This window comes from Ferrovibrio sp. GW821-FHT12F09, from assembly GCF_058806775.1.
Genome location: NZ_JBXAPZ010000003.1, coordinates 182,797 through 204,872, shown reverse-complemented (window position 1 = coordinate 204,872; position 22,076 = coordinate 182,797). Strand labels below are relative to the sequence as shown.

Here is a 22,076-nt window from a genome sequence, read left to right as displayed (position 1 = left end):
GTTAACGCTTTGGCGGCATGCCGAAAATGGCGTGTTCGACCCGGTCGCCGGCCTTGATGCCCAGCCGGGATGCCGTGCCGCCGTTCAGCTCCAGAACCGCCCGCACCGGGCCGATCGAGTTGATCCCGGTCTCGTCCTTGGGGATGGCGCGCTGGTGGATGTTGAGAATGGTGCCGTCGGCCTTGATGAACAGCATGTCCAGCGGGATCAGCGTATTGCGCATCCAGAACGACGCCATCTGCTCCTGCTTGAAATCGAACAGCATGCCGGCGTCGGGTGCCATGGTGGTGCGGAACATCATGCCGCGTGCCCGGGTCTGGTCGTTGTCGGCCAGCTCGACCTTGAATTTCTGCGGCCCCTTCTCGGTCCGGATGGCAAGGTCGCTGAGCGGCAGGGTCGGCTGCGGCTGCGCCTGGAGCGGGCTGGCAAGCAAAAGCATGGCAAACAAACCGCCCAGCACTGCACTTAGTTTCACGCCCGCATCCTTTCCTTCACACGCCGGACCAATCCCCGGACATCGTCCCGTACGATCCCGTTGCGCGGGGTATCGGCCAGGGTGGTGAACCAGTGTTCTGGCGGATTACGCCCCGCCGACCGGTTCCAGCTCAGATCCCGCAGCAGGCTTTCCGCTGCCGGCGGCAGTCGCTCCGGCTTTTCCAGCCCGTTCAGCTCGGCCCAGATGCCGGTCCAGCACCGCGCCACCGACCAGGGATTATAACCGCCACCGCCCAGTACCAACAGGCGTGGCGCCAGCGCTTTCAGGGCCGCGACCGCCTGCCACAGGGCGCCGTTCGACAGGGCCTGCCGACCCAGCGGATCGTCGGCCAGCGCATCGGCACCGCACTGGATCACCAGGGCCTCAGGTCGAAACGCCTCCACCAGCGGCCCAATCGCTTCGCCGACCAGCACTGCCATCTCGTCATCGTTCATCGGTGGCGGCACAGGCAGGTTGAACAGGTTCCCGGCCCCCTCCTCGTCCAGCTGGCCCGAATGCGGCCAGCGGCCGGCCTCATGCACCGAGAGCACCAACACGCGCGGATCATCGGCAAAGGCATCGGCAACACCGTCGCCGTGATGCACGTCGAGATCGACATAGGCCACACGGGAAAGGCCGCCATCCAACAGTGTCAGGATCGCCAGCACCGGATCGTTGAAATAGCAGAACCCCGAAGCCTGCGCCGGGCGGCCATGATGCGTGCCGCCACCGGGGCTGTAGATGGTGCCGTCCTCAGTCAGCAGCTGCCGGGCCGCGATCAGGCTGCCACCGACGCCGGTGGCCGGCCGACGGAACATCGTGGCGTAAACCGGATTGCCGCCGCGGCCGAGATTGTAGCGCTCGGACTCTTCCGGGCTGATCGTCAGCGTGCGCTCGGCCATCTGCACGGCGGCGATATAATCCTCACGATGGAAGCGCGACAGTTCCTGCGGCGTTGCAGGCCGGCTTTCGCGATACCGGCCTGGCAGCAGCCAGTCCAGCGCCTGCACCATATCCAGCACCGTGGAAACGCGCGGAATGGACAACGGGTGTTTGCCGCCCAGCGTGGAGTGGCGGTAGATGTCGTTTCCAATCAGCAGCGGGGCAGCCAGCATAAACAGAATCTAGCGGCCCTGCGGGGCTTAACAAGGCATCCCGACGGCCTATAATGCGGCCTTGCCTCTGAGGGGGAGCCGATGGGCGGCTGAGAGGTCCGGGTGAGCCGGACGACCCCTCGAACCTGATCCGGTTGATACCGGCGTAGGGATCAGCGGCCGTGACTGTACAGACGCCATCCGTCCATTCTCATCCTGCAGCCCAGCCTGTCCTGCAACTGGCCGGGGAAGGCTTTGCCTATGGCAGCCGAGCGGTGCTGGCGGCCTTCAGCCTGGAGATCGCCGCCGGCGAAACCGTTGCCATCCTGGGGCCCAGCGGGTGCGGCAAAAGCACGCTGCTCAAATTGATCGCGGGCCTGCTGCCCGGCGGCACCACCATGACGGGCCAGGTCGCCTGGATGGCCCAGCAGGACCTGCTGCTGCCCTGGGCAACCCTGCGCGAGAATATGCTGCTGGGCGCCCGCCTGCGCGGCGATGTCGCCGATGAAGCGCGTGCCGACCACCTGCTGCTGCATCTGGGCCTCGCCGAACGGGCCGCAGCCCTGCCCGCGCAGTTGTCCGGTGGCATGCGCCAGCGTGCAGCGCTCGCCCGCACCCTGATGGAAGACCGTCCGCTGGTGCTGATGGACGAGCCTTTCTCTGCACTGGATGCCATCACTCGCACCGCCATGCAGGATCTCGCCTGCCGCGAACTGACCGGCCGTGCCGTTCTGCTGGTTACCCACGACGCCGCCGAGGCCTGCCGCATGGCCGACCGCGTCTACATGATGACCGGCAGTCCCGCGCGCCTGCAGCCCGTGCTCGACCTCCCGCAGCCCAAGCCTCGCGACCCATTGTCGGCCGACCTGCTGCCGGCGCTGCGAGCCATCCATGCTGCGCTTCAGCAAAATGGGGGCACGGTATGACGGCCTGGCTGCGACCTCTGATAACCGTGCTGGGTCTGCTGCTGCTGTGGCAGGCCGTGGTCTGGCTGTTCGATCTGCCGCCCTACATCCTGCCGCCGCCACACAGGGTGGCTGTCGCCTTCATGCAGCGTGGCGACGTCCTGCTGGGCGAAGCCGCGATCACCATTATCGAAATGCTGCTCGGCCTGTTGTTCGGCGCATTGCTTGGCGCGGCAACGGCGCTAGGCCTGATGATCTCGCCAGTAGCACGGCGCTGGCTGCTGCCACTGGTTGTCGCCAGCCAGGCCATTCCCGTCTTCGCCATCGCACCGCTGCTGGTGTTGTGGCTCGGCTATGGCATCGCTTCGAAGATCGTGATGGCGATGCTGATCATCTTCTTCCCGGTATCGGCGGCGCTGTATGACGGCCTGCGCCGCACCGAAGCCGGCTGGCTCGATCTGGCGCGCGTGATGACCGGCGATGTGCAGCAGCACCGCTGGCGTATCCTGCTGCGCATCCGCCTGATGGCGGCATTGCCGGCCTTTGCCAGCGGCCTGAAGATCGCGGCAGCGGTCGCACCTATCGGCGCGGTGATCGGCGAATGGGTCGGCGCCAGCGCCGGCCTCGGTTTCCTGATGCTGCAGGCCAATGCGCGCGTGCAGACCGATCTGATGTTCGCAGCCTTGATCCTGCTCGCGCTCTGCGCCGTGGCGCTCTATGCCGCCGTCGACCGCCTGACCAGACGCCTGCTGCCCTGGCAAGCCGATACTCACGCCCGATCTGACATTCCGACGTCCTGAAGGAGTAAACCGATGACCCGTCTGTTCACCGCCATCGTCTTTGCCGCAGCATTGCTGCCCGGCATGGCATCTGCGCATGACAAGATGACCGTGCTGCTCGACTGGTTCGTCAACCCGGATCACGCGCCACTGGTGGTAGCCAAGCATACCGGCATCTTCGATCGTCATGAATTGCTGGTCGACCTGATCGCGCCGGCCGATCCGAACGATCCACCAAAGCTGGTGGCAGCCGGCAAGGCCGATGTCGCGATCTCGTATCAACCGCAGCTGCATGTGCAGGTGGCCGCCGGCCTGCCGCTGCGGCGCATCGGCACCGTGGTGGCGACGCCGCTGAATTCACTGGTGGTGCTGCGCGACGGTCCAATCAAGACGGTCGGCGATCTCAAAGGCAAAAAGATCGGCTATTCGGTCGGTGGCTTCGAGGATGCGCTGCTGAAAAGCATGCTGGAGCAATACGGTCTCAAGCTGACCGATGTCACGCTGGTCAATGTGAACTTCGCGCTGTCGCCTTCAATCTTTGCCGGCAAGGTTGACGCCACCATCGGCGCCTTCCGCAATTTCGAACTGAACCAGATGGACATTGCCGGCAAGCCAGGCCGCGCCTTCTACCCGGAAGATTACGGCGTGCCGCTCTATGACGAACTGATCCTGGTTGCGCATAAAGACAAATTGAATGACGCACGTCTGAAGCGCCTGCTCGATGCGCTGGAGGAGGCCGTTGCCTATCTGCATAACGAGCCGCAGAAAAGCTGGCAGGCCTTCATCAAGGAAAACAAGACCCTCGATGACGAACTGAACCGTCGCGCCTGGACCGCCACCCTGCCCCGCTTTGCCCAGTCGCCGCGCGCCCTGGACGGCCATCGCTACACTCGTTTCGCCGACTACCTGGTCAAGCAGGGGCTCATCCCCAAAGCCCTGCCGGTGGACAGCTATGCCGTCGAGCTGCGCTGATCCGGCTGGCAGTGTCTCGCCAATGTTTGATGCGCCCCACCGCCTCCTATGCTACTGTCGGTTCTACGGCGAGGGGAGGAAGCAGAATGCAGCATCCGAATTACGCCAAATTGCATTCACGTTTTAGTTGGATGCGAGACTACCTTGATCGGATGGCCCCACCAGGCCTCCTACCGGGACGACAGCATATCGACCCCGTTGCCATGCGCGCCATCCTGCCATTCGTCAACCTTGTCGATGTTGAGCGAACTGAAGATGGCATCTTGCAGTTCCGCTACCGCCTGATGGGCACATTGCAGACAACGGCAGCCGGCCGCGAAATCAGCGGAAAATACCTCGAAGAAGCCGTTGCTCCCGCGTTCGTAGACCGTATTCGCGCCAATATGACTGCGGCTGTGATGCATAGCCAGGCCGTCTATGACCGTTTCCCCATGCCTTATGAAGACCGGGATTTTATCGACAGCGAGCGGGTTTATTTTCCCTTGGCCAGGGATGGGGCAACGGTCGATATGCTGTTGATCCTGAACTTCTATCCCGACGACGAGGCGCAACCGCCGCTCAGCAAAGATACAAAACATCAGCAGGATACCGATTACGCATCCGAAAGCCGGCCGATACACCACGATACATGCTGAAACGGAAAACGCCGGCGCAGAGGGCTGCGCCGGCGTTGCATGCCCCGGATATCGGGGAAATCAATCCATGCGGATTTCGGCAACCTGCGGCCCCTTGGGGCCCTGGCCGACACGGATGCGGACCGACTGGCCCGGCTGCAATTCGTTGATGCCTTCGCGGCGCAGCACTTCCATATGCACGAAGATGTCTTGGTCGCCTTCGCCGCGCGAGACGAAGCCATAGCCCTTCACGGCATTGAACCACTTCACCTTGGCTTCGAAGAAATCACCCTGGGCAACCACCGAGGGGAAACGCGGGCCGCCACGGTCGGCGCCAAAGCCGCCGCGGTCCTGGCCGAAACCGCCGCGGGGGCCGCGGTCACCGAAGCGATCCCCGCCGCCGAACCGGTCGCCACCACCAAAGCCGCCGCGATCATCGCCGAAGCGGGCCGGACGAGGCGGACGCGCACCACGATCGCCAAAGCCACCGCCGGCCGGAGACGGCGCTGCTGTACTGGTGTCGACCGAGAGCACGCGGACTGCCTGCATACCCTTGGGCCGCTTCGCGACTTCCAAGAGCAGGGTCGAGCCTTCTTCGATGCTTTCGTAACCGGCCTGCCGCAGGCAGGAGAGATGCAGAAATACGTCGCCAGCGTTGCCAGAGTTGTCGTCAGGACTGACGAAACCAAAGCCCTTGACTGCGTTGAACCACTTGACCTTGCCAGAAATCTTGACGATTTCGGCGTCGCCGAAGCCCCCTTGATCCACTCTATTAACCCTTCAATAGCCCCACTACGCCAGAAAGCGTAACACCTTTTACGGGCGCTGCCAAAACGATTCTAACAAGGCTTGCGGAGGGTTAGCCCTCAGACCAAGGTCTGGTGAAGGGTCAGATTGTGGGGCCTTCCACACGGCGTTTCGGACGCCAGCGGGTAACCGAACGGCCATCGGCCGTGAAGCGAACTTCCTGACTGTCCGGCGGTGCGGCGCGCAGGTGATTGGCCGCTTCCTGCACCGAGGCCGTCCGGCCGCCTGCCGGCGCGGCAGGCCCCTTGGCCGGCTGGCCCCGCATGGCCTTGGCCAGCGGATGCTGGGCAGCGCCAAAGGAATGCTCGGCGATCTTGGCCTGAACCGCCTCCTCGAAGGGAGGCAGCTCGACGGGCTGTTCGCGCCGACCTGCCGAAGGCATGGACGGGAGCCGTGTCGCAGCAGCCTTGGCGGCGCTGCGGTGGTTCTCCACCGCGATTTCGCTGCCCGGGCCGTTCTCCTGCGCCTTGCGCCAGGCCGGGTCGCCGACCACCAGCTTGTGCAGTGCAACGGCGGGCAGGATACCGAACCGCTTCCAGAACGCATCCAGGAAGGCTTCCGCGGTTTCGCTCAGTGTGGGCGTCCAAGGATTCTCGATGCCGGCCTGGAAAACCAGTTCCAGCGTCGGCTCCAGGGGGCCGTCATCGCCGACCAGGAAGGTCGCGGGCATCAGCTTGGCGCCTTCGCGGGCAATGGCGTAATGCGCCTGTGCCAGATACAGCAACCAGCGCAGTTTTGGCAGGGACATGGTGATGCGTTCCGATGCCGCCCGTTCAAGCAGCCAGAAACTCACATCGATACCGGAGCGTGTCGCGGGGACCATCCCCTTACCTCAATCAGACCTGAACCTAGTTATGCGCAAGCTAGGCGGCTAAGCTTAACAGGTCGTGAATCGATTTGCCCCAGCATATTCTTGTGATTTTGGAGTCCCGTCATGGAACTGACCGGCGAACAACTGATCCCCGCCCCCCGCCAGACCGTCTGGAATGCCCTTTACGATCCCGAGGTGCTGCGCCAGTGCATCACCGGCTGCGAAACCGTCACAAAAACCTCGGACACGGATTTCGAGGCCAGTGTCCAGGTCAAGGTCGGGCCGGTGAAGGCCCGGTTCAAGGGCAAGGTATCCCTCACCGACCTCGACCCGCCGAACAGTTGCACCATCGTGGGCGAAGCCCAGGGTGGCGTGGCGGCCGGCTTCGGCAAGGGTGGCGCCAAGGTGGAACTGACGGATGCCGAACCCGGCGTCACACGGCTGACCTACAGCGTGAATGCCCAGATCGGCGGCAAGCTGGCCCAGATCGGCGCACGGCTGGTCGATGGCGTGGCAGCCAAGATGGCTGACGAGTTTTTCACCAAGTTCAATCAGCTTGTCGCCGCGCCCGGTGTTGCTGCAGCAGCGGAAACCACGGCTGCTGCCCCTGCAACACCGCCGACGCAGCCGGCACCATCTGCTGCACCGCAACCGGATACCGCAGTAACCGGCGGGATACCGAGCTGGATCTGGATCGGCGGCCTGATCGTCGTCGTATGCGCAGCAACAGCTCTGGTCCTGCGAAGCTGATCGCCATCGTTTTTTGCAACTTGACGCCACTTGCGCGTTGCGCCCAAAGTTATCCGGGTGAAGCGCGCGATATGCTCCAACACTTCTCCGCGCTCCATGGGAGGAAAAATATGACCATCTCCGTGACGATCACCGTCAACGGCCAGCCGGCAACACGCGATATCGAACCCCGTACATTGCTGGTGCAGTTCCTGCGCGAGCATCTTGAACTGACCGGCACGCATGTCGGCTGCGATACCAGCCAGTGCGGGGCCTGCGTCGTCCATATCGACGGCAAGAGCGTGAAATCCTGCACCATCCTGGCCGCACAGGCGCAGGGCGCCAAGGTCACCACCATCGAGGGGCTGGCCCAGGACGGCAAACTGCATCCGATGCAGGAAGCCTTCCGTGAAAACCATGCCCTGCAATGCGGTTTCTGCACGCCGGGCATGATTATGAGCGCCGTCGATCTGGTTCAGCGCAATCCGAACCCGAGCGAAGAGACTGTGCGACACGAGCTTGAGGGCAACCTCTGCCGCTGCACGGGCTACCACAACATCGTCAAGGCCGTGATGGCCGGGGCACAGGCAATGCGGGGGTAAGCGTCATGACAAACCAGGGTATTGGTCAGTCCGTCCGTCGTAAGGAAGATTTCCGCTTCATCACGGGTCAGGGACATTACACCGACGATATCAACCGCCCTGGTCAGTTATACGCATCCTTCCTGCGTTCGCCCCACGCCTTTGCGAAAATCAAATCCATCGACACAACCACGGCCAAGAAAATGCCGGGGGTCGTGGCGGTCTATACCGGTCAGGATGTGGCGGCCGACAAGGTCGGCGGCCTGATCTGCGGCTGGACCGTCAAGGACAAGAAAGGCGATCCGCACAAGGCGCCGCGCCACGACATCATTGCCATCGAGCATGTCCGCCATGTCGGTGATCAGGTCGCGGTGGTGATCGCCCGCAGCCAGTCGCAGGCGCGCGACGCGGCCGAGATGATCGAGGTCGACTACGACGTTCTGGCGCCGGTGGTCGATGTGGTCAGCGCACTGAAGCCCGGAGCGCCGCAGGTGCATGGCGATGCGCCCGGCAACCTCTGCTACGACTGGGATTTCGGCGACAAGGCCGCCACCGAGGCTGCTTTCGCCAAGGCCGCCCATGTCACCAAGATCGAACTGCTGAACAACCGCCTGTCGCCCAATCCTATGGAGCCACGCAGCGCCATTGGCGAATACGATGCCGGCACCGACAGCACCACGGTCTACACCACCTCGCAGAATCCGCATGTCATCCGGCTGATCCTCTGTGCCTTCGTGCTTGGCCTGCCTGAGCATAAGGTGCGCGTGATCGCCCCCGATGTGGGGGGCGGCTTCGGTTCGAAAATCTTCAACTATGCCGAAGAAACCGTCTGCGTCTGGGCCGCGCGCAAGCTTAAGAAGCCGGTGAAATGGACCTCGGACCGCACCGAGGCCTTCCTCACCGATGCTCATGGCCGCGACCATGTCACCCATGCCGAACTGGCCATGGACAAGGACGGCAAATTCCTCGGCCTCCGCGTCGCCACCATGGCTAATATGGGCGCGTATCTGTCCACCTTCGCCTCGGCCGTGCCGACCTATCTCTACGCCCTGCTGCTCGCCGGCCAGTACACCACGCCGGCGATCTACGCTGAAGTGAAGGCCGTTTTCACCAACACCACGCCGGTCGATGCCTATCGCGGCGCCGGCCGCCCGGAAGCCACCTATGTGGTCGAACGCATCGTAGAAGCCGCCGCCCGCGAGCTGAAAATGGATCCGGCCGAACTGCGCCGGCGCAACTTTGTCCCCGACGATGCCTTCCCGTATCAGACGCCGGTCGCCTGCGTGTATGACAGCGGCCAGTACGGCAAGGCGCTGGACAAGGCGCTGCAGATGGCCGATCAGGCCGGTTTCGCCAAACGCAAGGCAGAGTCTGTCAAGCAAGGCAAACTGCGCGGCTTCGGACTCTGCGCCTATATCGAGGCCTGCGGCATTGCGCCGTCGGCCGTGGTCGGCTCCCTTGGCGCCGGTGTCGGCCTTTGGGAGTCGGCTCAGATCCGCTTCAACGCCACCGGCAGCGTCTTCGTCTACACCGGCTCGCACAGTCATGGTCAGGGCCACGAGACCACCTTCGCCCAGATCGTCTCCGACAAGCTCGGCGTACCGATGGAGAGCATCGAGGTCGTACACGGCGACACCGCGCTGGTGCCGATGGGCATGGGGACCTATGGCTCGCGCTCGCTGGCTGTTGGCGGTTCCGCCATCATTCGCGCTGTCGACAAGATCGTGGAGAAAGGCAAGAAGATTGCCGCCCATCTGATGGAGGCGTCCGTCGAGGATGTTGCCTATGACAAGGGCGTCTTCTCGGTGAAGGGCACCGACAAGCAGGTGCCGATGGCGCAGGTGGCCTTCACGGCTTACGTGCCGCACAACTATCCGGCCGATCTGGAACCGGGTCTGGAGGCCAGCGCCTTCTACGATCCGGCCAACTTCACCTTCCCGGCCGGCGTGCATATCGCCGAGGTCGAGATCGACAGTGAGACCGGCGTCACCACCATCGCCAACTGGGTCGCAGTCGATGACTTCGGCAATGTCATCAACCCTATGATCGTCGAAGGTCAGGTCCACGGCGGCATCGCGCAGGGTGTCGGTCAGGCCATGTTGGAAGGCGTGGTCTATGACCCGAAGAGCGGCCAGCTGCTCACGGCATCCTTCAACGACTACTGCATGCCGCGTGCCGACAACCTGCCTTCCTACAAGATCGGCATGATCCAGACCCCCTGCCCGCACAACCCCCTGGGCGTGAAGGGTTGCGGCGAGGCTGGTGCGATTGCCGCGCCGGCAGCGCTGATGAATGCCATCACCGATGCGCTTGGCACCGAGGAGATCACGATGCCGGCAACACCGCTGAAGGTCTGGCAGGTGATCCAGAGCCGCAAACTGGCCGATGCGGCCGAATAAAGTTTAAAGACGGAGAAGCCCCCATGTATGCGTTCAATTATCACCGCCCGACCTCGCTCGCCGATGCTGCCAAGCTGCTCGGCAGCGCCGACGACGGCAAGTTTCTGGCTGGCGGTCAGACCCTGCTGCCGACGCTGAAAAACCGGCTGGCGCAGCCGTCCGATCTCGTCGATCTGACCGGCATCGCCGAACTGGGCGGTATCAGCGTGTCGGGCAACAGCGTCACCATCGGCGCGACCGTCAAGCATGCCGCTGTGGCCGCCTCGGCCGAGGTGAGGAAAGCCATCTCCGCTTTGTCCGTGCTCGCGGCTGGCATCGGCGATCCGCAGGTGCGCAACATGGGCACCATCGGCGGTTCGCTGGCCAACAACGACCCGGCCGCGGATTACCCCGGCGCCGTGCTCGGCCTCGGTGCCACGATCCATACCAGCAAGCGCAAGATCGCGGCCGACGATTACTTCAAGGGCCTGTTCGAGACCGCGCTCGAGGACGGCGAGATCATCACCAAGGTGGAATTCCCGATCCCGAAACGCGCCGGCTATGTGAAATTCCCCAACCCGGCCTCGCGCTATGTCATGGTTGGTGCTTTCGTCGCAGAGACGGCTGGCGGCATCCGCGTCGCCATCAACGGCGCCGGTCCCTGCGTCTTCCGTCACAAGGAGATGGAAGCGGCCCTGGCAAAATCCTTCAGCGCCGATGCCCTGAAGGGCATCAAGACCGATGCTGGCGCGATGAACAGCGACATCCATGCCTCGGCCGCCTATCGCGCCCATCTGGTCGGCGTGATCGCCAAGCGCGCCGTGCAGGCCGCTCTGGGCTGATCGCCCGTCTTTCCAATCCCGCGGCGCGCCATATCGGCGCGCCGTTTCTTTTTGAGGCAGCCATGACCGACCGCCATTCCGCCGCCGCGCTGACCACCTTCGCCATCACAGTCCTCACGAAGGCTGGCCTGGAAACCGATAAAGCGCAGACCACGGCACAGATTCTGGTCGAGGGCGATCTGATGGGCCACAGCACCCATGGACTGCAGCTGCTCGGGCCGTATCTGGCCGAACTCGAAGCCGGCCGCATGACAAAAAGCGGTGCACCGACCGTGATCGCCGAACGCCCGGCGACGCTGACCTGGGATGGTCGCTATCTGCCCGGCCCCTGGCTGGTTCTGCAGGCCATCAATGCCGCTATCACCAAGGCGAAGACTCATGGCACCGGCACGGTGGTGATCAACCATTCGCACCACATCGCCTGCCTCGCCGCTTATCCGCTGCGCGTGATCGAACAGGGCATGGCGCTGCTCATCGCCAGTTCCGATCCGGCCAGTGGCTCGGTCGCGCCCTTCGGTGCCATCGCCGGACGCTACACGCCCAACCCGATCGCCGGCGGCTGGCCGGTAAACGGCGGCGAGCCGGTGATCTTCGACATCAGCGCCTCGACCACCACAAATGGCATGGTGGCGCGGCTGAACCGCCAGGGCAAAGGCGCGAAGCTCGGCGGACCCTGGCTGGTCGACAACCAGGGCAACGCCACCGACGATCCGGCCAGCTTCACCGCTGATCCGCCCGGCGCCGTGCTGCCGCTCGGCGGCATGGACCTCGGCCACAAGGGCTTCGCGCTCGGCCTGCTGGTCGAGATGCTGACCTCAAGCCTTGCTGGCTCTGGTCGTGCCACCGGTTCCAAGCAGTGGGGCGCCCGTGTCTTCGTCCAGGTGATCGACCCGGCAGCCTTCGGCGGCCTCGACGCCTTCACCACCGAGACCACATGGCTGGCCGAGGCCTGCCGCACGGCGCCAGTCAAACCCGGCAACCCGCCGGTGCGCATGCCGGGCGAGCGCGGGCTGAAACTGCGCCGTCAGCAGCAGGCCGATGGCGTGGCCCTGCATCCCGAGATCATGCCGAGCCTCAAGCCCTGGGCCGAAAAGCTGGGCGTGCCGCTGCCCGCCGCGCTCTGACTATTTGCCGGCCCGTTATTTTCCTTTTGGGGCCAGACTGGCGAGATACGCATACATCGCCGCGATCTCGCCATCGTCGAGTTCCTTCAGTGAGTCGAAGGGCATCACCTTGATCGTCGTGCCATCCGGCCGCAGGCCGCTGCGGATCATCGCTGCAAACATAGGAGCATCCTTGTAACGCTGCATGGCGCCACCCTTGATCGGCGTGAGATTCGCCGCGGCCGGCCAGTCCGGCGGACCACCGGGAATCTTGCCGCCGGTCAGGTTCTCGCCGTGACAGCCCATGCACATCTGCGCCGCATAGGCACCCTGCGCGATGATCTCTCCGGCCGGCGCCGGCTGCGCCGGCGGCAGGCTGTGGTCGATCTTCTCGGCCGCGTCCCTGACGATACCGACGGCATAGGCAAAGCGCACCGGCAGCGGCAGGCGCACTTCGCCCGGCACGCCATCCACCGGCGGCAAGCTGCGGAGATAGGCGATCATGGCGCCCATATCGGCATCGCTCAGACGGTTGTAATCCTCGCTGGGCATGATCAGCAGCGGACGACCCGCGGGCCCGACACCGTGACGGATGCTGCGCACCCAGTCGATATCGCCATAGCCTGCTGCAATACCGGCCTTACCCGATGTCAGGTTCGGGCCGCGCACCAGCAACGCACCATCGTCGATAAACACTTTACCGGCACCATCGCGGCCATGGCAGTCGGTGCAACCGCGCGAATCAAATAGATACTTGCCGCGCGTCAGCGCCGTGCCGTCCGCAGGAACCGCCACCGGCGCCACGCTGACGGCAATCGCACGATTCATCTTGCGCGCACTACCGAACTGGGCGAACAGCCCTGCAGCGACCACGACGCCAGCCAGCACACCGCCGGTCCACAGGGCGATCTTGAAAACCATGGCTCAGGCTGCCTTCCGGCCAAACTTATCAGCCAGGATATCCAGCGCGCCGCGCAACTGCATGCGCAGGCTCGGCTTGTGACCCCAGTCGCTGGTCCTGGTCTTGATCTCGACCTGGTGGGTGGCCGGATCGATCTCGCGCGTGCCGGCGCCGATCTCGTAGTCGAAACCCGACGGCGTCTGCGCATAGAAAGATACCGTGCCATCCGGATCGGGGTGTTGACCAAGACTCAGGCTGATCGCCACGCCGGCTTCCTGTGCCCGTTCCAGCGCCAGGCCGACATCCTTCAACTGGTTGGCCTGCAGCATGAAATGCAGCAGCCGCTTGCGGCTCGGAACCGCAATCAGCGCCAGCGAATGATGCCGCCGGTTGGCATGGAGGAAGACGCCATCCACCTTGATCGGACCGATCTTCGTGTCGATCCGTTCGGTGACCCGCAGGCCGAAGGCTTCGGTATAGAAACGCTCCATCTCTTCGGCCCGACGACCGACCGCCAGCACGGCATGGCCGAGGCCGAGATGGCCGGTCTGAAAACCGCCCGGCATCACCGGCGAGGCATAAGCACTACCGGCCTGCGGCAGGTCGGCCACGACTTCGTTGGCCAGTCCCATGGGGTCACGAAAGCGGATGCCGGCTGCGAACGTCTCGACCGCCACGCCATGGCCAGCCAGCCGCGTTGCCAGAGTTTCCATATCAGCGGTTGCCCAGCCGAGTGCAACCAGGTCATCGGCAGGCCCCTGCCGCAGCAGCAGCCGATAGGCCGCGCCGTCGATGCGCCAGGCCTCGGCACCATCCACCGTGCCGGCCGGCTGGCAGCCCAGCATCTGCGGCAGGAAACTGCGCCAGCGTACGAGATCGCGCACCTCGAAAACCAGGTAGGCCAGGGTGAGAGCGACGGATGACATGCTTCCCTCGGGACTGAAGTCGTGCAAAACTTTCAATTGAGACAATTCTCAATTTGAGAGTTGCCTCAATTATGAGGGAAGTCTCAGTTTGTCAACACGTAAAAAACCGGCCGCCGTTACATCCAAGCGCGAACGCACCCGCCGCCTGCTGCTCGGCGCGGCGGTAAAAGTCTTTGCCGCCAAGGGGGTAGAGGCCGCCAGCATCCAGGAAATCGCCTCCGTCGCCGGGGTCGCCAACGGCACCTTCTACAACTACTTCCAGACCAAGGAAGAGATCGTCGAAGCCGGCGCCGTGGCGGTTGGTATCGATTACTGCGAGCGAATCGATACCAGCTACGGCCATATCACCGATGCCGCCGAACGCATGGCGATCGGCGGTCGCCACTACATGATGCTGGCGATCGAACAGCCGGAACTGGCCCGCTTCATGATGTCCATCGCCGTGGCCTCGCCGGTCTGGGACACGCAAATCCGGCCTTACGTCTATGCCGACCTGATGCTTGGCATCAAACAGAAGCGCTTCCATGTGGCCAGCAAGGATGCCGCCATGGACCTGATCACCGGCACCAACTATGCCGCGATCAACAGTATCCTGCGCGGCCAGGCGGGCAAATCCCATGTCTCGGCCACCGCCGCCTCCATTCTGCGCGGCCTGGGTGTGGCGCCGAAGGAAGCCGACGAGGTGGCGAAGCGGCCCCTGCCGCCCCTCCCGCCCGCTAAGGAAGACTGATCGGCTGACCATGCGGCGTGGCTTTCGCCGCGCGGTCCCAGGCCTGAGCCTTTTCATGCAGCGCTGCCGAAGTCGCGGCCCCCTTCTCCACCGTCAGGCGCTCCAGCGCATTCAGCCAGTGACGGTAATAGGTCGCGCCGGTATCGGGATCGCCGGCGGCCTGCGCGCGACGGATTTCTTCGGTCAGCACCGCCGCCCATTCCGGCCAGGTGAACAGGCCCTTCTGGTGCAGCGCCACCGCCATGGCGAAGGCCTGTGCCTCCCAGGGCGCGCGGAAGACCGGTGCGGCGTTATCGTCGCAGGGCAGATCGGGCAACAGCTCCGCCAGGCTGCTCATGCCGGCTCCAGATAACTGTCCCAGGCATCGACAGAGACCGAATGATGCGGGTCGCCGTCCGGCCCCCAGAGTTCGGTGGCGGCGAAGCGCACGGTGTAGAGCCATTGCGGCTGCTCGCCCTCACCCTTCGCATTGCTGTCGGGGAAGACATGCACGCCATGCAGCAGCTCCACCGTGCCGACATGGCTGCGCACATAGCGCGGCAGACGCGTGTGACCCGAAGGATGCATGTTCACGGCCCGCACGCGGTCGCCGACACTGAACCGCGCCGGCTGATCGCTCGGCCGCTCGGTCGGGCCGCCCTTGGCGAGCACCATCGGCACAACATCGGCGGTCAGGATTCGTGGCAGTTGCTTCGGCGGTGCCAGCACGCGGCCGGCCTCGATTTCCTCGGCCGAGAGCATGCCACGCTCGATCATCAGCTTTTCGATGCCAGCCAGCCAGATCTCGTAATAGCTCTTCGCCAGATACTGCGGTGGCGGCAGACTCTCGCGCGCCGACCGCGACATGTCGATATTCCACTGTCCCGTGGCCCCAACCGCCAGAGTCAGCGCCAGCACGCGCTTCTCCCATGCGGCATGGAATTTCGGCTCGTCTTCACCTTCATGGCGCACCGGACCGAAGCCCATGACGCCGCCCATGTCCGCCGCGCCGTTCACGGCGCATATCCTTTGCTTGGACCGTTCATGATGCTGCCTTTGCCAGGCCGGTGCCGATCATGCTGTCGCGCGTCACCAGCGCGGCAAGCTGCTGCTCGTTCCAGCCTTCGGTGCCCTGCGGCCGTTCGGGCAGCACGAGGTAGCGCACCTCCGCCGTGGAGTCCCAAACCTTGATCTGCTTCGTCTCGGGCAGGGTGACGCCGAAATCCTTCAGCACACCGCGCGGATCGATCACCGCACGCGAGCGATAGGGCGCGGATTTGTACCAGACCGGCGGCAGGCCCAGCACCGGCCACGGATAGCAGGAGCAGAGCGTACAGACGACCATGTTATGGGTCGTCGCCGTATTCTCGACCGCCACCATATGCTCACCCTGGCGGCCGATATAGCCGAGCGACTGGATTGCCGCCGATGCATCCTTCAGCAGCCAGTCGCGATAGGCCGGATCGCTCCAGGCCTTCGCCACCACATGGGCGCCATTATGGGGGCCGACCTTGGTTTCATAGGTCTCGATCAGCAGATCCAGCGCGGCCGGATCGACATAGCCCTTCTCGACCAGCACGCTTTCCAGCGCACGGACGCGCAGCTCCACATCGCTGAGCACGGTGCCGTGCTCATGGTCGTGGTCGTGATCATGATCGTGGTGATGATGGTGGTCGTGATCCTGTGCCATGGCGCAATCCTATCAAGCCGAAGCCGGCAGTGCCAAGGTGGCATACAGGCCCGGATTGCCCCCTTCCAATCGCAGTTCGCCGCCATGCAGCCGGGCCACGGCATCGACCAGGCTGAGGCCCAGCCCGACGCCTTCGGCATGGCGGCTGGAATCGCCGCGATAGAAGCGCTGCCGCACCTTGGCCAGATCGCCTGCCGGAATGCCCGGCCCGGTATCGGTCACGCGGATCAGAACACCACCATCGGCGGCGGCTATGGCCAGTAGACCGACATGACCGCCGGGTCGCGTGTATTTCACGGCATTGTCGAGCAGGTTGCTGACCGCCTGCGACAGCAGCAGGCGGTCGCCGGTGACGGTCAGGCTCTCCGGAACACTGAAGGAAAACTCCAGGGCGCGCGCCTCTGCTGCAGGTGCGTAAAGCTCGGCCGTATCGGTGATCAGCGCGGCCAGGTCGACCGGACCGAAGCCGGCACGGCGCAGGCCGCTGTCGATCTCGGCCAGTCGCAGCAGGGCGTTGAACACGCCGATCAGCCGGTCGATATCGGAAATCGACGCGGCGATGCCATCCAGCATCACTTCCGACCGCCCCGGCCGGCGCAACAGATCCTCAAGACGGGCCCGCGCCTCGGCCAGCGGTGTACGCAGGTCATGGGCGATGGCGTTCGAGACATTGCGCACGCCTTCCACCAGTTGCTGGATCTGGTCGAGCATGCGGTTGATGGTGGCGCTCAGCTGGTCGAATTCGTCATCGCTATGGCGCTGCGGAATCCTTTGCCCGAGATCGCCCTGCACAATGGCCGTGGCTGTGCGGTTGATTCCCTCGATGCGCAGCAGCACGGTACGGCGGATCAGCCAGCCACCAAGCAGCGCGAAGCCCAGCATGGCCAGGCCGGCCCAGGCAAGGTTGCGCAGGAACAGGTTGCGGATATCGACGCGGTCCTGGGCATCGCGGCCGACCAGCAGCTGGAAATTGCCGGGCAGCACCACATGCAGCAACCGCGTCATATGCAGGCGGTCGCGATGCACCAGCTCGATCTCGTACCAGCCGGGCGCCGCCCCCACTTTCAGCGGCCAGGCCGCGACATTACCGCCGATGGGCCGCAGCAGCGGGTCGGTCAGCAGGTAGATCGCCTTGCGGTCGGCATCGGCGGCAATACGCTCGTTCATCATCTGCACGGCACCGGGCAGGCCGAAATCGCCGAGGCGGTCGCCGATGGCACGGGTATCGGCGGCGATCACCGCATCGGTTTCGCGATCCAGGTACCCCACCGTGTTCCACCACAGCAGGCCCGCCAGCAGCATCGAAGCGGCGACGAACAGCGCGGCGAAAACCAGGGCCAGCCGCATTGATGTCGAACGGAAGAATTTAAGCATCGCCCAGCCGGTATCCCGCCCCGCGGATCGTCTGCAGCATCGGTTTGTCGAAGCCGGCATCGATGCGCTGGCGCAGGTTGCTGATATGCACATCGATCACATTGGTCTGCGGATCGAAATGATAGTCCCAGACATTCTCCAGCAGCATGGTACGGGTCACCACCTGGCCGGCATGACGCATCAGGTATTCCAGCAGTTTGAACTCGCGCGGTTTGAGCACAATCACCTTGCCGGCACGCGTGACCTTGCGGCTCAGCAGATCGAGGGTCAGATCGCCGACCGTGAGCCCGGTTTCCGCCGCGCTGCCCGAGCGCCGGATCAGCGCCAGTAACCGGGCTTCGAGTTCGCCGAAGGAAAACGGTTTGGTCAGGTAATCATCACCGCCGGCCTTGAGGCCGCGGATGCGCTCGTCCACATCGGCGAGCGCGCTGAGGATGAGGATCGGCACGGCGCTGCCGGTGCGGCGCAGGGCCTCGATGATCCCCAGGCCGTCGATGCCGCCGGGCAGCATGCGATCGAGGATGATGGCGTCGTAGGTTTCCGTCGTGGCCATGAACAGGCCGTCGCGCCCGTTATCGGCGTGGTCGACGGTATGGCCGGCCTCGACCAGTCCCTTACGGGTGAACTGGGCGACCTGCGGATTGTCTTCGACGAGCAGGATTTTCATGGGTCGTTGCGAATGGCGAAGCCGGAAAGACGAAGCCGGAGCGGTCATCCCGCTCCGGCCTGTCTGGCCTTACACGAGCTGCAGGGCCAGATAATAGGTGGTGCCGTTGCGCATGACCAGCAGGGTCACGGCTTCCCGCTTGTCATGCTGGGCCGACTTGATGGCCTCCACCGCCTGGGCCGGGGTCGCCACCTTGCGGCCGGCCACATCGACGATGATGTCACCGGGCTGCACGCCGCTTTCCTCGGCCTTGCTGTCAGAGGCCACCTCGGCCACCACCACACCCTTGGCACCGGTTTCGATGCCGAGCCGGTTGCGCAGCTCCGGCGTCAGCGGCGCCAGGCTCAGGCCCACCTTGCCTTCCTGGTCGCCTGCGTCGTTGAGCGCCGCGGTCTGGTCGGCCGGCTGAGCGCCAACCGTGACAGACAGCACCTTCTCCTTGCCGTCGCGCCAGATGCTCAGCTTTGCCGTATCCCCAGCCTTGATCCCGGCCACCTGGGTGGCGAGGTCGCGGCCGTCCCGGATCGGCTGGCCATTCAGTGCGGTGACCACGTCGCCCTGTTTCAGGCCGGCCTTGGCCGCCGGCGCATCAGCCTGCACCTCGCTGACCAGTACGCCATCGGTGGTCTTGCGGCCGACCGCCTTGGCCAGCGGTTCGGTCAGCGGCTGCATGCTGACGCCAAGCCAGCCACGCTCCACCTTGCCGCTGGACTGCAACTGACCGACGATGGTCTGGGCCAGATTGGACGGCACGCCGAACCCGATGCCGATGCTGCCGCCGTTGGGCGAATAGATCGCGGTCGAGATGCCGATGACGCGGCCGGTTGCATCGAAGATCGGCCCGCCGGAATTGCCCGGATTGATCGGCGCATCGATCTGCAGGAAGTTGTCATAGGGTCCGTTGTTCAGGTTGCGGCCGCGCGCCGACAGGATGCCGGCGGTCACGCTGCCGCCCAGGCCGAAGGGATTGCCCACGGCCACCACCCAGTCGCCTATGCGCGCCTTGTCGCTGTCGCCGAAGGCCACATAGGGCAGCGGCGTCTTGCTCTCGATTTTCAGCAACGCCACGTCGGTCTTGGGGTCGCGCCCCTTCACCACCGCCGCATGCTCGCTGCCGTCCTCCAGGGTCACAACCACCTTGGCGGCGTCTTCGACGACATGGTTGTTGGTGACGATGTGGCCGGTCGGGTCGATGATGAAGCCCGAGCCGAGCGCATGCTGCGGCCCCTTGCGACGCTGCTGCTGCTCCATGAACTGGCGGAAGAACTCTTCCATCGAGCCGGGCTGCATCTGCTGGCGGCCGGCGGCTTTCGCATCGACCTTCTCGGTGGTGGCGATATTCACCACGGCGGGTTTCACCTTCTCGACCAGGTCGGCAAAGCCAGGCCGGGCGGCGGTGACCATCGGCTGTTCGGCCGGGGCAAGCGTGATGGGGGCATCGGCAAAGGCCCGGGCGACGAGATAGCCGCCACCGCCCGACAGGACGGTGCTGGCCAGCAGCACGGCGGCGACAGTGCGTTTGATACGGGTCATTTTCATGATCTGCTCCTTAAGGCAGGGGAAACTCACACCTGCAACATAGGGAGCCGCGGCTTCACTACACCTGAACGGAAGATTAAATCGGCTTAATGTTCGGGGTCAGGCGACCCGGAAATAGCCCATCATGCCGGTATCCTGGTGTTCGATGATGTGACAGTGGAACATCCAGTCGCCCGGCTCGCCGGCCACGAAGGCGATGCGCACGCGCTCTTTCGGCCGCACCATCACCGTATCGGCCCAGTGCGCCGGCAGGTCCCGCTCGCTTGAGCTGAGCACCCTGAACGTGTGACCATGCAGATGCATCGGATGCTGGTGCGGCGTGCCGTTGAACAGCTCGGCCACATAGCTTCTGCCGCTCTTCAGCTCGAACAGCGGCGGCGCTTTCTTCTCATGGGTCGAGCCCGGCCAGGACTGGCGGTTGATCGACCAGAACACCTTCTGGGTCAGGCAGAGATCATCGACGCTCATGCCGGTCTGCTTGGCCCAGGCCGCAATGGCCGGATCGGCATGGCCGGCCAGAAGCTGCACATCCAGCTTGGTCGCATTTTTCAGATCAGGTTGCGGCAGATCCGCGGCCGGCAGGCGCAGGCTGGCTTTCGTGCTGCGCAACGGGCTGCCGGCGGTGATGATCCTGGCCAGCGGTCGCGGCTTGGTGCTGAACACATCCTCCAGCACGATTTCATTGCCCGCCTTGTCGGAGGCGATGAAGCCGACATCGGCACGCTGGGCCGGACCGAGGCGCCAGCCGTTCAGCGCGAAAGGCTCGCAGGCATTGCCATCGGTGGCGATCACCTGCGCACCATTGACGCCACGCAGGCTCAGCATCGGGATACGGGTCGGATCGACATTGAGGATGCGCAACCGCACGCGTGCACCCGGCTGCACGGTCAGCGTCGGCGTCACCTGGCCGTTCACGGTGCGCAGGTCGCCGAAGCTGCCAGCGCGCCCGGCGCCTGCATCGGTGACGAAGTCCTCAAAGCTGCCGTCGTGGCGAACGCGCCAGTCCTTCAGCACCAGCACATGCTCGGCATCGAACAGGCCCTGGTCGCGCGGATCTTCCACGATCAGCACGCCAGCCAGGCCACGGCCCATGGCCTCGGCGGTGTTGCAATGCGGATGGAAGAAGAAGGTGCCGGGATCGGGCGGCGTGAAGGCGTAGTCGAAGCCCTCGCCCGGCTTCACCGGGTCCTGGGTGAAATACGGCACGCCATCCATGTTGTAAGGCACGCGCACGCCATGCCAGTGGATGGTGCTGTGCTCGTTCAGGCGGTTGGTGAACTTGGCCCGGAACGGCTCGCCGCGCTTCGTGCGCAGGATCAGCGGAAAGGCTTCGTTGTAGAGCCAGAGATCGGATGGCCCCACCGCGCCCGGCAGGGTCTGCGGCTTCAGCGAAGCCGTGATCTGCACCGGCTCGGCAGCCGCGAAACTGGCGCGCGGCAGCAGGGCCGCGGCCGCGCCGGTCAGCAGCAGCTGGCGGCGCGTCGGTTTCATGACGCAAAGACGAAAAGAGAAATGGCGGAGGGGGCGGGATTCGAACCCGCGGTACGACTTGACATCGTACGGTGATTTAGCAAACCACTGCCTTCAGCCACTCGGCCACCCCTCCGCACGTGAGTGGGTATTAACACAGTGTATGCGGGGGCTGTTCTAAGGGGCCGGGGGTGGGCTGTCAACGCTCAAGTCCTCGCCAGATCGGGAGCGGCGATGCCCCCGGTCCATTCCAGCAACTCCTCATAGGATAACGGGAATACGGCGTAAGGATGGCCGGCGGCGGCATGCAGCAGCGGAAACCGCGCCAGGCTGCCATCCACCGCGATCGGCAACTGCTCCGGATGCCCGAAGGGCGCCACGCCGCCGATGGCGAAACCGGTGGCCCGGCGCACCAGATCGGCATCGGCCCGGCCGGGCGCGGCAGCCAGCCCGAGCGCGCGGCCAAGCTGGGCGACGTCGCACTGGCGGTCGCCGGCGACCAGCGCCATCACCGCATTGCCGTTGTCAGAGAAGACCAGCGACTTGACGATGGCGCCGACATCGCAGCCGAGCGCCGCGGCCGCTTCCGCCGCCGTGCGTGCCGCGCCATCCAGCGCGATCACCCGTTCGCCGCCACCGCGCAGGCGGATCGCCTCGCGCACCCGCTTCACCGAGGCATTCTCCAGAATGCCTGCAGCGTCGGTGGCCAT

At 64.6% G+C, this 22,076-nt stretch carries 24 protein-coding genes, 1 tRNA gene and 1 riboswitch; of the genes, 10 read left to right on the top strand and 15 right to left on the bottom strand.

Annotated features, from left to right (window positions below; all coding sequences use genetic code 11):
- Position 1: 1 nt before the first annotated feature.
- Together AC1ROB_RS21225 and AC1ROB_RS21220 are read right to left on the bottom strand one after the other, a co-directional pair.
- The gene (locus AC1ROB_RS21225) at positions 2-475 is read right to left on the bottom strand and encodes a DUF192 domain-containing protein (protein ID WP_492973082.1); all 474 of its coding nucleotides are present in this window, start codon (positions 473-475) and stop codon (positions 2-4) included.
- Entirely contained in the window at positions 472-1,590 is a 1,119-nt protein-coding gene (locus AC1ROB_RS21220) for an acetoin utilization protein AcuC (RefSeq protein ID WP_492973083.1), read from the bottom strand. Before AC1ROB_RS21220 ends, AC1ROB_RS21225 begins: the two co-directional genes overlap by 4 nt.
- Before the next feature lie 61 nt (positions 1,591-1,651).
- Positions 1,652-1,759, top strand: a riboswitch (TPP riboswitch).
- On the opposite strand from AC1ROB_RS21220, the gene AC1ROB_RS21215 reads away from it, so the two are divergent.
- The 4 genes from AC1ROB_RS21215 to AC1ROB_RS21200 all read left to right on the top strand — a co-directional run bounded on the left by AC1ROB_RS21215 (position 1,752) and on the right by AC1ROB_RS21200 (position 4,860).
- The gene (locus AC1ROB_RS21215; protein WP_492973084.1) at positions 1,752-2,495 is read left to right on the top strand and encodes an ABC transporter ATP-binding protein; all 744 of its coding nucleotides are present in this window, start codon (positions 1,752-1,754) and stop codon (positions 2,493-2,495) included. It overlaps the preceding riboswitch by 8 nt.
- On the top strand, positions 2,492-3,274 hold the full coding sequence (locus AC1ROB_RS21210) for an ABC transporter permease (RefSeq protein ID WP_492973085.1): 783 nt from the start codon (positions 2,492-2,494) through the stop codon (positions 3,272-3,274). Before AC1ROB_RS21215 ends, AC1ROB_RS21210 begins: the two co-directional genes overlap by 4 nt.
- 12 nt (positions 3,275-3,286) lie before the next feature.
- Complete coding sequence (locus AC1ROB_RS21205; protein ID WP_492973086.1) at positions 3,287-4,225, top strand: ABC transporter substrate-binding protein; 939 nt, start codon at positions 3,287-3,289, stop codon at positions 4,223-4,225.
- 86 nt (positions 4,226-4,311) lie between these two features.
- Positions 4,312-4,860, top strand: coding sequence for a PAS domain-containing protein (locus tag AC1ROB_RS21200; protein ID WP_492973087.1), 549 nt, complete (start codon positions 4,312-4,314; stop codon positions 4,858-4,860).
- Between the two features lie 60 nt (positions 4,861-4,920).
- Here the strand turns inward: AC1ROB_RS21200 and AC1ROB_RS21195 are convergent, their stop codons facing one another.
- Together AC1ROB_RS21195 and AC1ROB_RS21190 are read right to left on the bottom strand one after the other, a co-directional pair.
- Positions 4,921-5,607, bottom strand: a complete 687-nt coding sequence (locus AC1ROB_RS21195) for a cold-shock protein (protein ID WP_492973089.1) — start codon at positions 5,605-5,607, stop codon at positions 4,921-4,923.
- A 121-nt stretch (positions 5,608-5,728) separates the two neighbouring features.
- Positions 5,729-6,469, bottom strand: coding sequence for a hypothetical protein (locus tag AC1ROB_RS21190; RefSeq protein WP_492973091.1), 741 nt, complete (start codon positions 6,467-6,469; stop codon positions 5,729-5,731).
- Positions 6,470-6,580: 111 nt separating this feature from the next.
- Between AC1ROB_RS21190 and AC1ROB_RS21185 the strand changes: the two genes are divergently transcribed.
- The 5 genes from AC1ROB_RS21185 to AC1ROB_RS21165 all read left to right on the top strand — a co-directional run bounded on the left by AC1ROB_RS21185 (position 6,581) and on the right by AC1ROB_RS21165 (position 12,111).
- Complete coding sequence (locus AC1ROB_RS21185) at positions 6,581-7,207, top strand: SRPBCC family protein (RefSeq protein WP_492973092.1); 627 nt, start codon at positions 6,581-6,583, stop codon at positions 7,205-7,207.
- A 110-nt stretch (positions 7,208-7,317) separates the two neighbouring features.
- Positions 7,318-7,788, top strand: coding sequence for a (2Fe-2S)-binding protein (locus AC1ROB_RS21180; protein ID WP_492973093.1), 471 nt, complete (start codon positions 7,318-7,320; stop codon positions 7,786-7,788).
- Between the two features lie 5 nt (positions 7,789-7,793).
- Entirely contained in the window at positions 7,794-10,166 is a 2,373-nt protein-coding gene (locus AC1ROB_RS21175; protein WP_492973094.1) for a xanthine dehydrogenase family protein molybdopterin-binding subunit, read from the top strand.
- A 23-nt stretch (positions 10,167-10,189) separates the two neighbouring features.
- Positions 10,190-10,987 (top strand): FAD binding domain-containing protein, encoded by a 798-nt coding sequence (locus AC1ROB_RS21170; RefSeq protein ID WP_492973095.1) that lies wholly within the window; start codon positions 10,190-10,192, stop codon positions 10,985-10,987.
- A 62-nt stretch (positions 10,988-11,049) separates the two neighbouring features.
- On the top strand, positions 11,050-12,111 hold the full coding sequence (locus AC1ROB_RS21165; protein ID WP_492973096.1) for an Ldh family oxidoreductase: 1,062 nt from the start codon (positions 11,050-11,052) through the stop codon (positions 12,109-12,111).
- A 15-nt stretch (positions 12,112-12,126) separates the two neighbouring features.
- On the opposite strand, the gene AC1ROB_RS21160 is transcribed toward AC1ROB_RS21165, so the two are convergent.
- Together AC1ROB_RS21160 and AC1ROB_RS21155 are read right to left on the bottom strand one after the other, a co-directional pair.
- Complete coding sequence (locus tag AC1ROB_RS21160) at positions 12,127-13,011, bottom strand: c-type cytochrome (protein WP_492973097.1); 885 nt, start codon at positions 13,009-13,011, stop codon at positions 12,127-12,129.
- A gap of 3 nt (positions 13,012-13,014) precedes the next feature.
- Positions 13,015-13,917: a VOC family protein gene (locus tag AC1ROB_RS21155; protein ID WP_492973098.1), complete on the bottom strand. Its 903-nt coding sequence runs from the start codon at positions 13,915-13,917 to the stop codon at positions 13,015-13,017.
- Between the two features lie 88 nt (positions 13,918-14,005).
- Here AC1ROB_RS21155 and AC1ROB_RS21150 point away from each other — a divergent pair, with 88 nt between their 5' ends.
- A complete protein-coding gene (locus tag AC1ROB_RS21150) occupies positions 14,006-14,647 on the top strand; it encodes a TetR/AcrR family transcriptional regulator (RefSeq protein ID WP_492973100.1) in 642 nt (213 codons plus the stop codon).
- Here AC1ROB_RS21150 and AC1ROB_RS21145 read toward each other — a convergent pair.
- From AC1ROB_RS21145 to AC1ROB_RS21105, 9 genes are all read right to left on the bottom strand, one after another.
- Positions 14,634-14,984, bottom strand: a complete 351-nt coding sequence (locus AC1ROB_RS21145; RefSeq protein WP_492973101.1) for a nitrile hydratase accessory protein — start codon at positions 14,982-14,984, stop codon at positions 14,634-14,636. The two genes, AC1ROB_RS21150 and AC1ROB_RS21145, sit on opposite strands and share 14 nt — an antisense overlap.
- A complete protein-coding gene (gene nthB / locus AC1ROB_RS21140; RefSeq protein WP_492973102.1) occupies positions 14,981-15,643 on the bottom strand; it encodes a nitrile hydratase subunit beta in 663 nt (220 codons plus the stop codon). The genes AC1ROB_RS21145 and nthB overlap by 4 nt, the downstream gene beginning before the upstream one ends.
- 25 nt (positions 15,644-15,668) lie before the next feature.
- Entirely contained in the window at positions 15,669-16,316 is a 648-nt protein-coding gene (gene nthA, locus AC1ROB_RS21135) for a nitrile hydratase subunit alpha (RefSeq protein WP_492973103.1), read from the bottom strand.
- Positions 16,317-16,328: 12 nt separating this feature from the next.
- Positions 16,329-17,690, bottom strand: a complete 1,362-nt coding sequence (locus AC1ROB_RS21130; protein WP_492973104.1) for a sensor histidine kinase — start codon at positions 17,688-17,690, stop codon at positions 16,329-16,331.
- Positions 17,683-18,357: a response regulator transcription factor gene (locus tag AC1ROB_RS21125; protein ID WP_492973105.1), complete on the bottom strand. Its 675-nt coding sequence runs from the start codon at positions 18,355-18,357 to the stop codon at positions 17,683-17,685. Before AC1ROB_RS21125 ends, AC1ROB_RS21130 begins: the two co-directional genes overlap by 8 nt.
- 69 nt (positions 18,358-18,426) lie before the next feature.
- Positions 18,427-19,896, bottom strand: a complete 1,470-nt coding sequence (locus AC1ROB_RS21120) for a DegQ family serine endoprotease (RefSeq protein ID WP_492973107.1) — start codon at positions 19,894-19,896, stop codon at positions 18,427-18,429.
- 99 nt (positions 19,897-19,995) lie between these two features.
- Positions 19,996-21,387, bottom strand: a complete 1,392-nt coding sequence (locus AC1ROB_RS21115) for a multicopper oxidase family protein (RefSeq protein ID WP_492973108.1) — start codon at positions 21,385-21,387, stop codon at positions 19,996-19,998.
- Between the two features lie 22 nt (positions 21,388-21,409).
- Positions 21,410-21,502, bottom strand: a tRNA-Ser gene (locus AC1ROB_RS21110).
- Positions 21,503-21,572: 70 nt separating this feature from the next.
- Complete coding sequence (locus AC1ROB_RS21105; protein ID WP_492973109.1) at positions 21,573-22,076, bottom strand: YbaK/EbsC family protein; 504 nt, start codon at positions 22,074-22,076, stop codon at positions 21,573-21,575.

Bases quoted from the DNA above. Each gene is read 5' to 3' on its own strand.
- nthA (WP_492973103.1), bottom strand. From the start codon at position 16,316: ATGGCACAGGATCACGACCACCATCATCACCACGATCATGATCACGAC.
- AC1ROB_RS21155 (WP_492973098.1), bottom strand. From the start codon at position 13,917: ATGTCATCCGTCGCTCTCACCCTGGCCTACCTGGTTTTCGAGGTGCGC.
- AC1ROB_RS21220 (WP_492973083.1), bottom strand. From the start codon at position 1,590: ATGCTGGCTGCCCCGCTGCTGATTGGAAACGACATCTACCGCCACTCC.
- AC1ROB_RS21200 (WP_492973087.1), top strand. From the start codon at position 4,312: ATGCAGCATCCGAATTACGCCAAATTGCATTCACGTTTTAGTTGGATG.
- AC1ROB_RS21160 (WP_492973097.1), bottom strand. From the start codon at position 13,011: ATGGTTTTCAAGATCGCCCTGTGGACCGGCGGTGTGCTGGCTGGCGTC.
- AC1ROB_RS21105 (WP_492973109.1), bottom strand. From the start codon at position 22,076: ATGGCCACCGACGCTGCAGGCATTCTGGAGAATGCCTCGGTGAAGCGG.
- AC1ROB_RS21145 (WP_492973101.1), bottom strand. From the start codon at position 14,984: ATGAGCAGCCTGGCGGAGCTGTTGCCCGATCTGCCCTGCGACGATAAC.
- AC1ROB_RS21130 (WP_492973104.1), bottom strand. From the start codon at position 17,690: ATGCTTAAATTCTTCCGTTCGACATCAATGCGGCTGGCCCTGGTTTTC.
- AC1ROB_RS21165 (WP_492973096.1), top strand. From the start codon at position 11,050: ATGACCGACCGCCATTCCGCCGCCGCGCTGACCACCTTCGCCATCACA.
- AC1ROB_RS21180 (WP_492973093.1), top strand. From the start codon at position 7,318: ATGACCATCTCCGTGACGATCACCGTCAACGGCCAGCCGGCAACACGC.
- AC1ROB_RS21170 (WP_492973095.1), top strand. From the start codon at position 10,190: ATGTATGCGTTCAATTATCACCGCCCGACCTCGCTCGCCGATGCTGCC.
- AC1ROB_RS21175 (WP_492973094.1), top strand. From the start codon at position 7,794: ATGACAAACCAGGGTATTGGTCAGTCCGTCCGTCGTAAGGAAGATTTC.
- AC1ROB_RS21190 (WP_492973091.1), bottom strand. From the start codon at position 6,469: ATGGTCCCCGCGACACGCTCCGGTATCGATGTGAGTTTCTGGCTGCTT.
- AC1ROB_RS21210 (WP_492973085.1), top strand. From the start codon at position 2,492: ATGACGGCCTGGCTGCGACCTCTGATAACCGTGCTGGGTCTGCTGCTG.
- AC1ROB_RS21115 (WP_492973108.1), bottom strand. From the start codon at position 21,387: ATGAAACCGACGCGCCGCCAGCTGCTGCTGACCGGCGCGGCCGCGGCC.
- AC1ROB_RS21205 (WP_492973086.1), top strand. From the start codon at position 3,287: ATGACCCGTCTGTTCACCGCCATCGTCTTTGCCGCAGCATTGCTGCCC.
- AC1ROB_RS21125 (WP_492973105.1), bottom strand. From the start codon at position 18,357: ATGAAAATCCTGCTCGTCGAAGACAATCCGCAGGTCGCCCAGTTCACC.
- AC1ROB_RS21185 (WP_492973092.1), top strand. From the start codon at position 6,581: ATGGAACTGACCGGCGAACAACTGATCCCCGCCCCCCGCCAGACCGTC.
- AC1ROB_RS21120 (WP_492973107.1), bottom strand. From the start codon at position 19,896: ATGAAAATGACCCGTATCAAACGCACTGTCGCCGCCGTGCTGCTGGCC.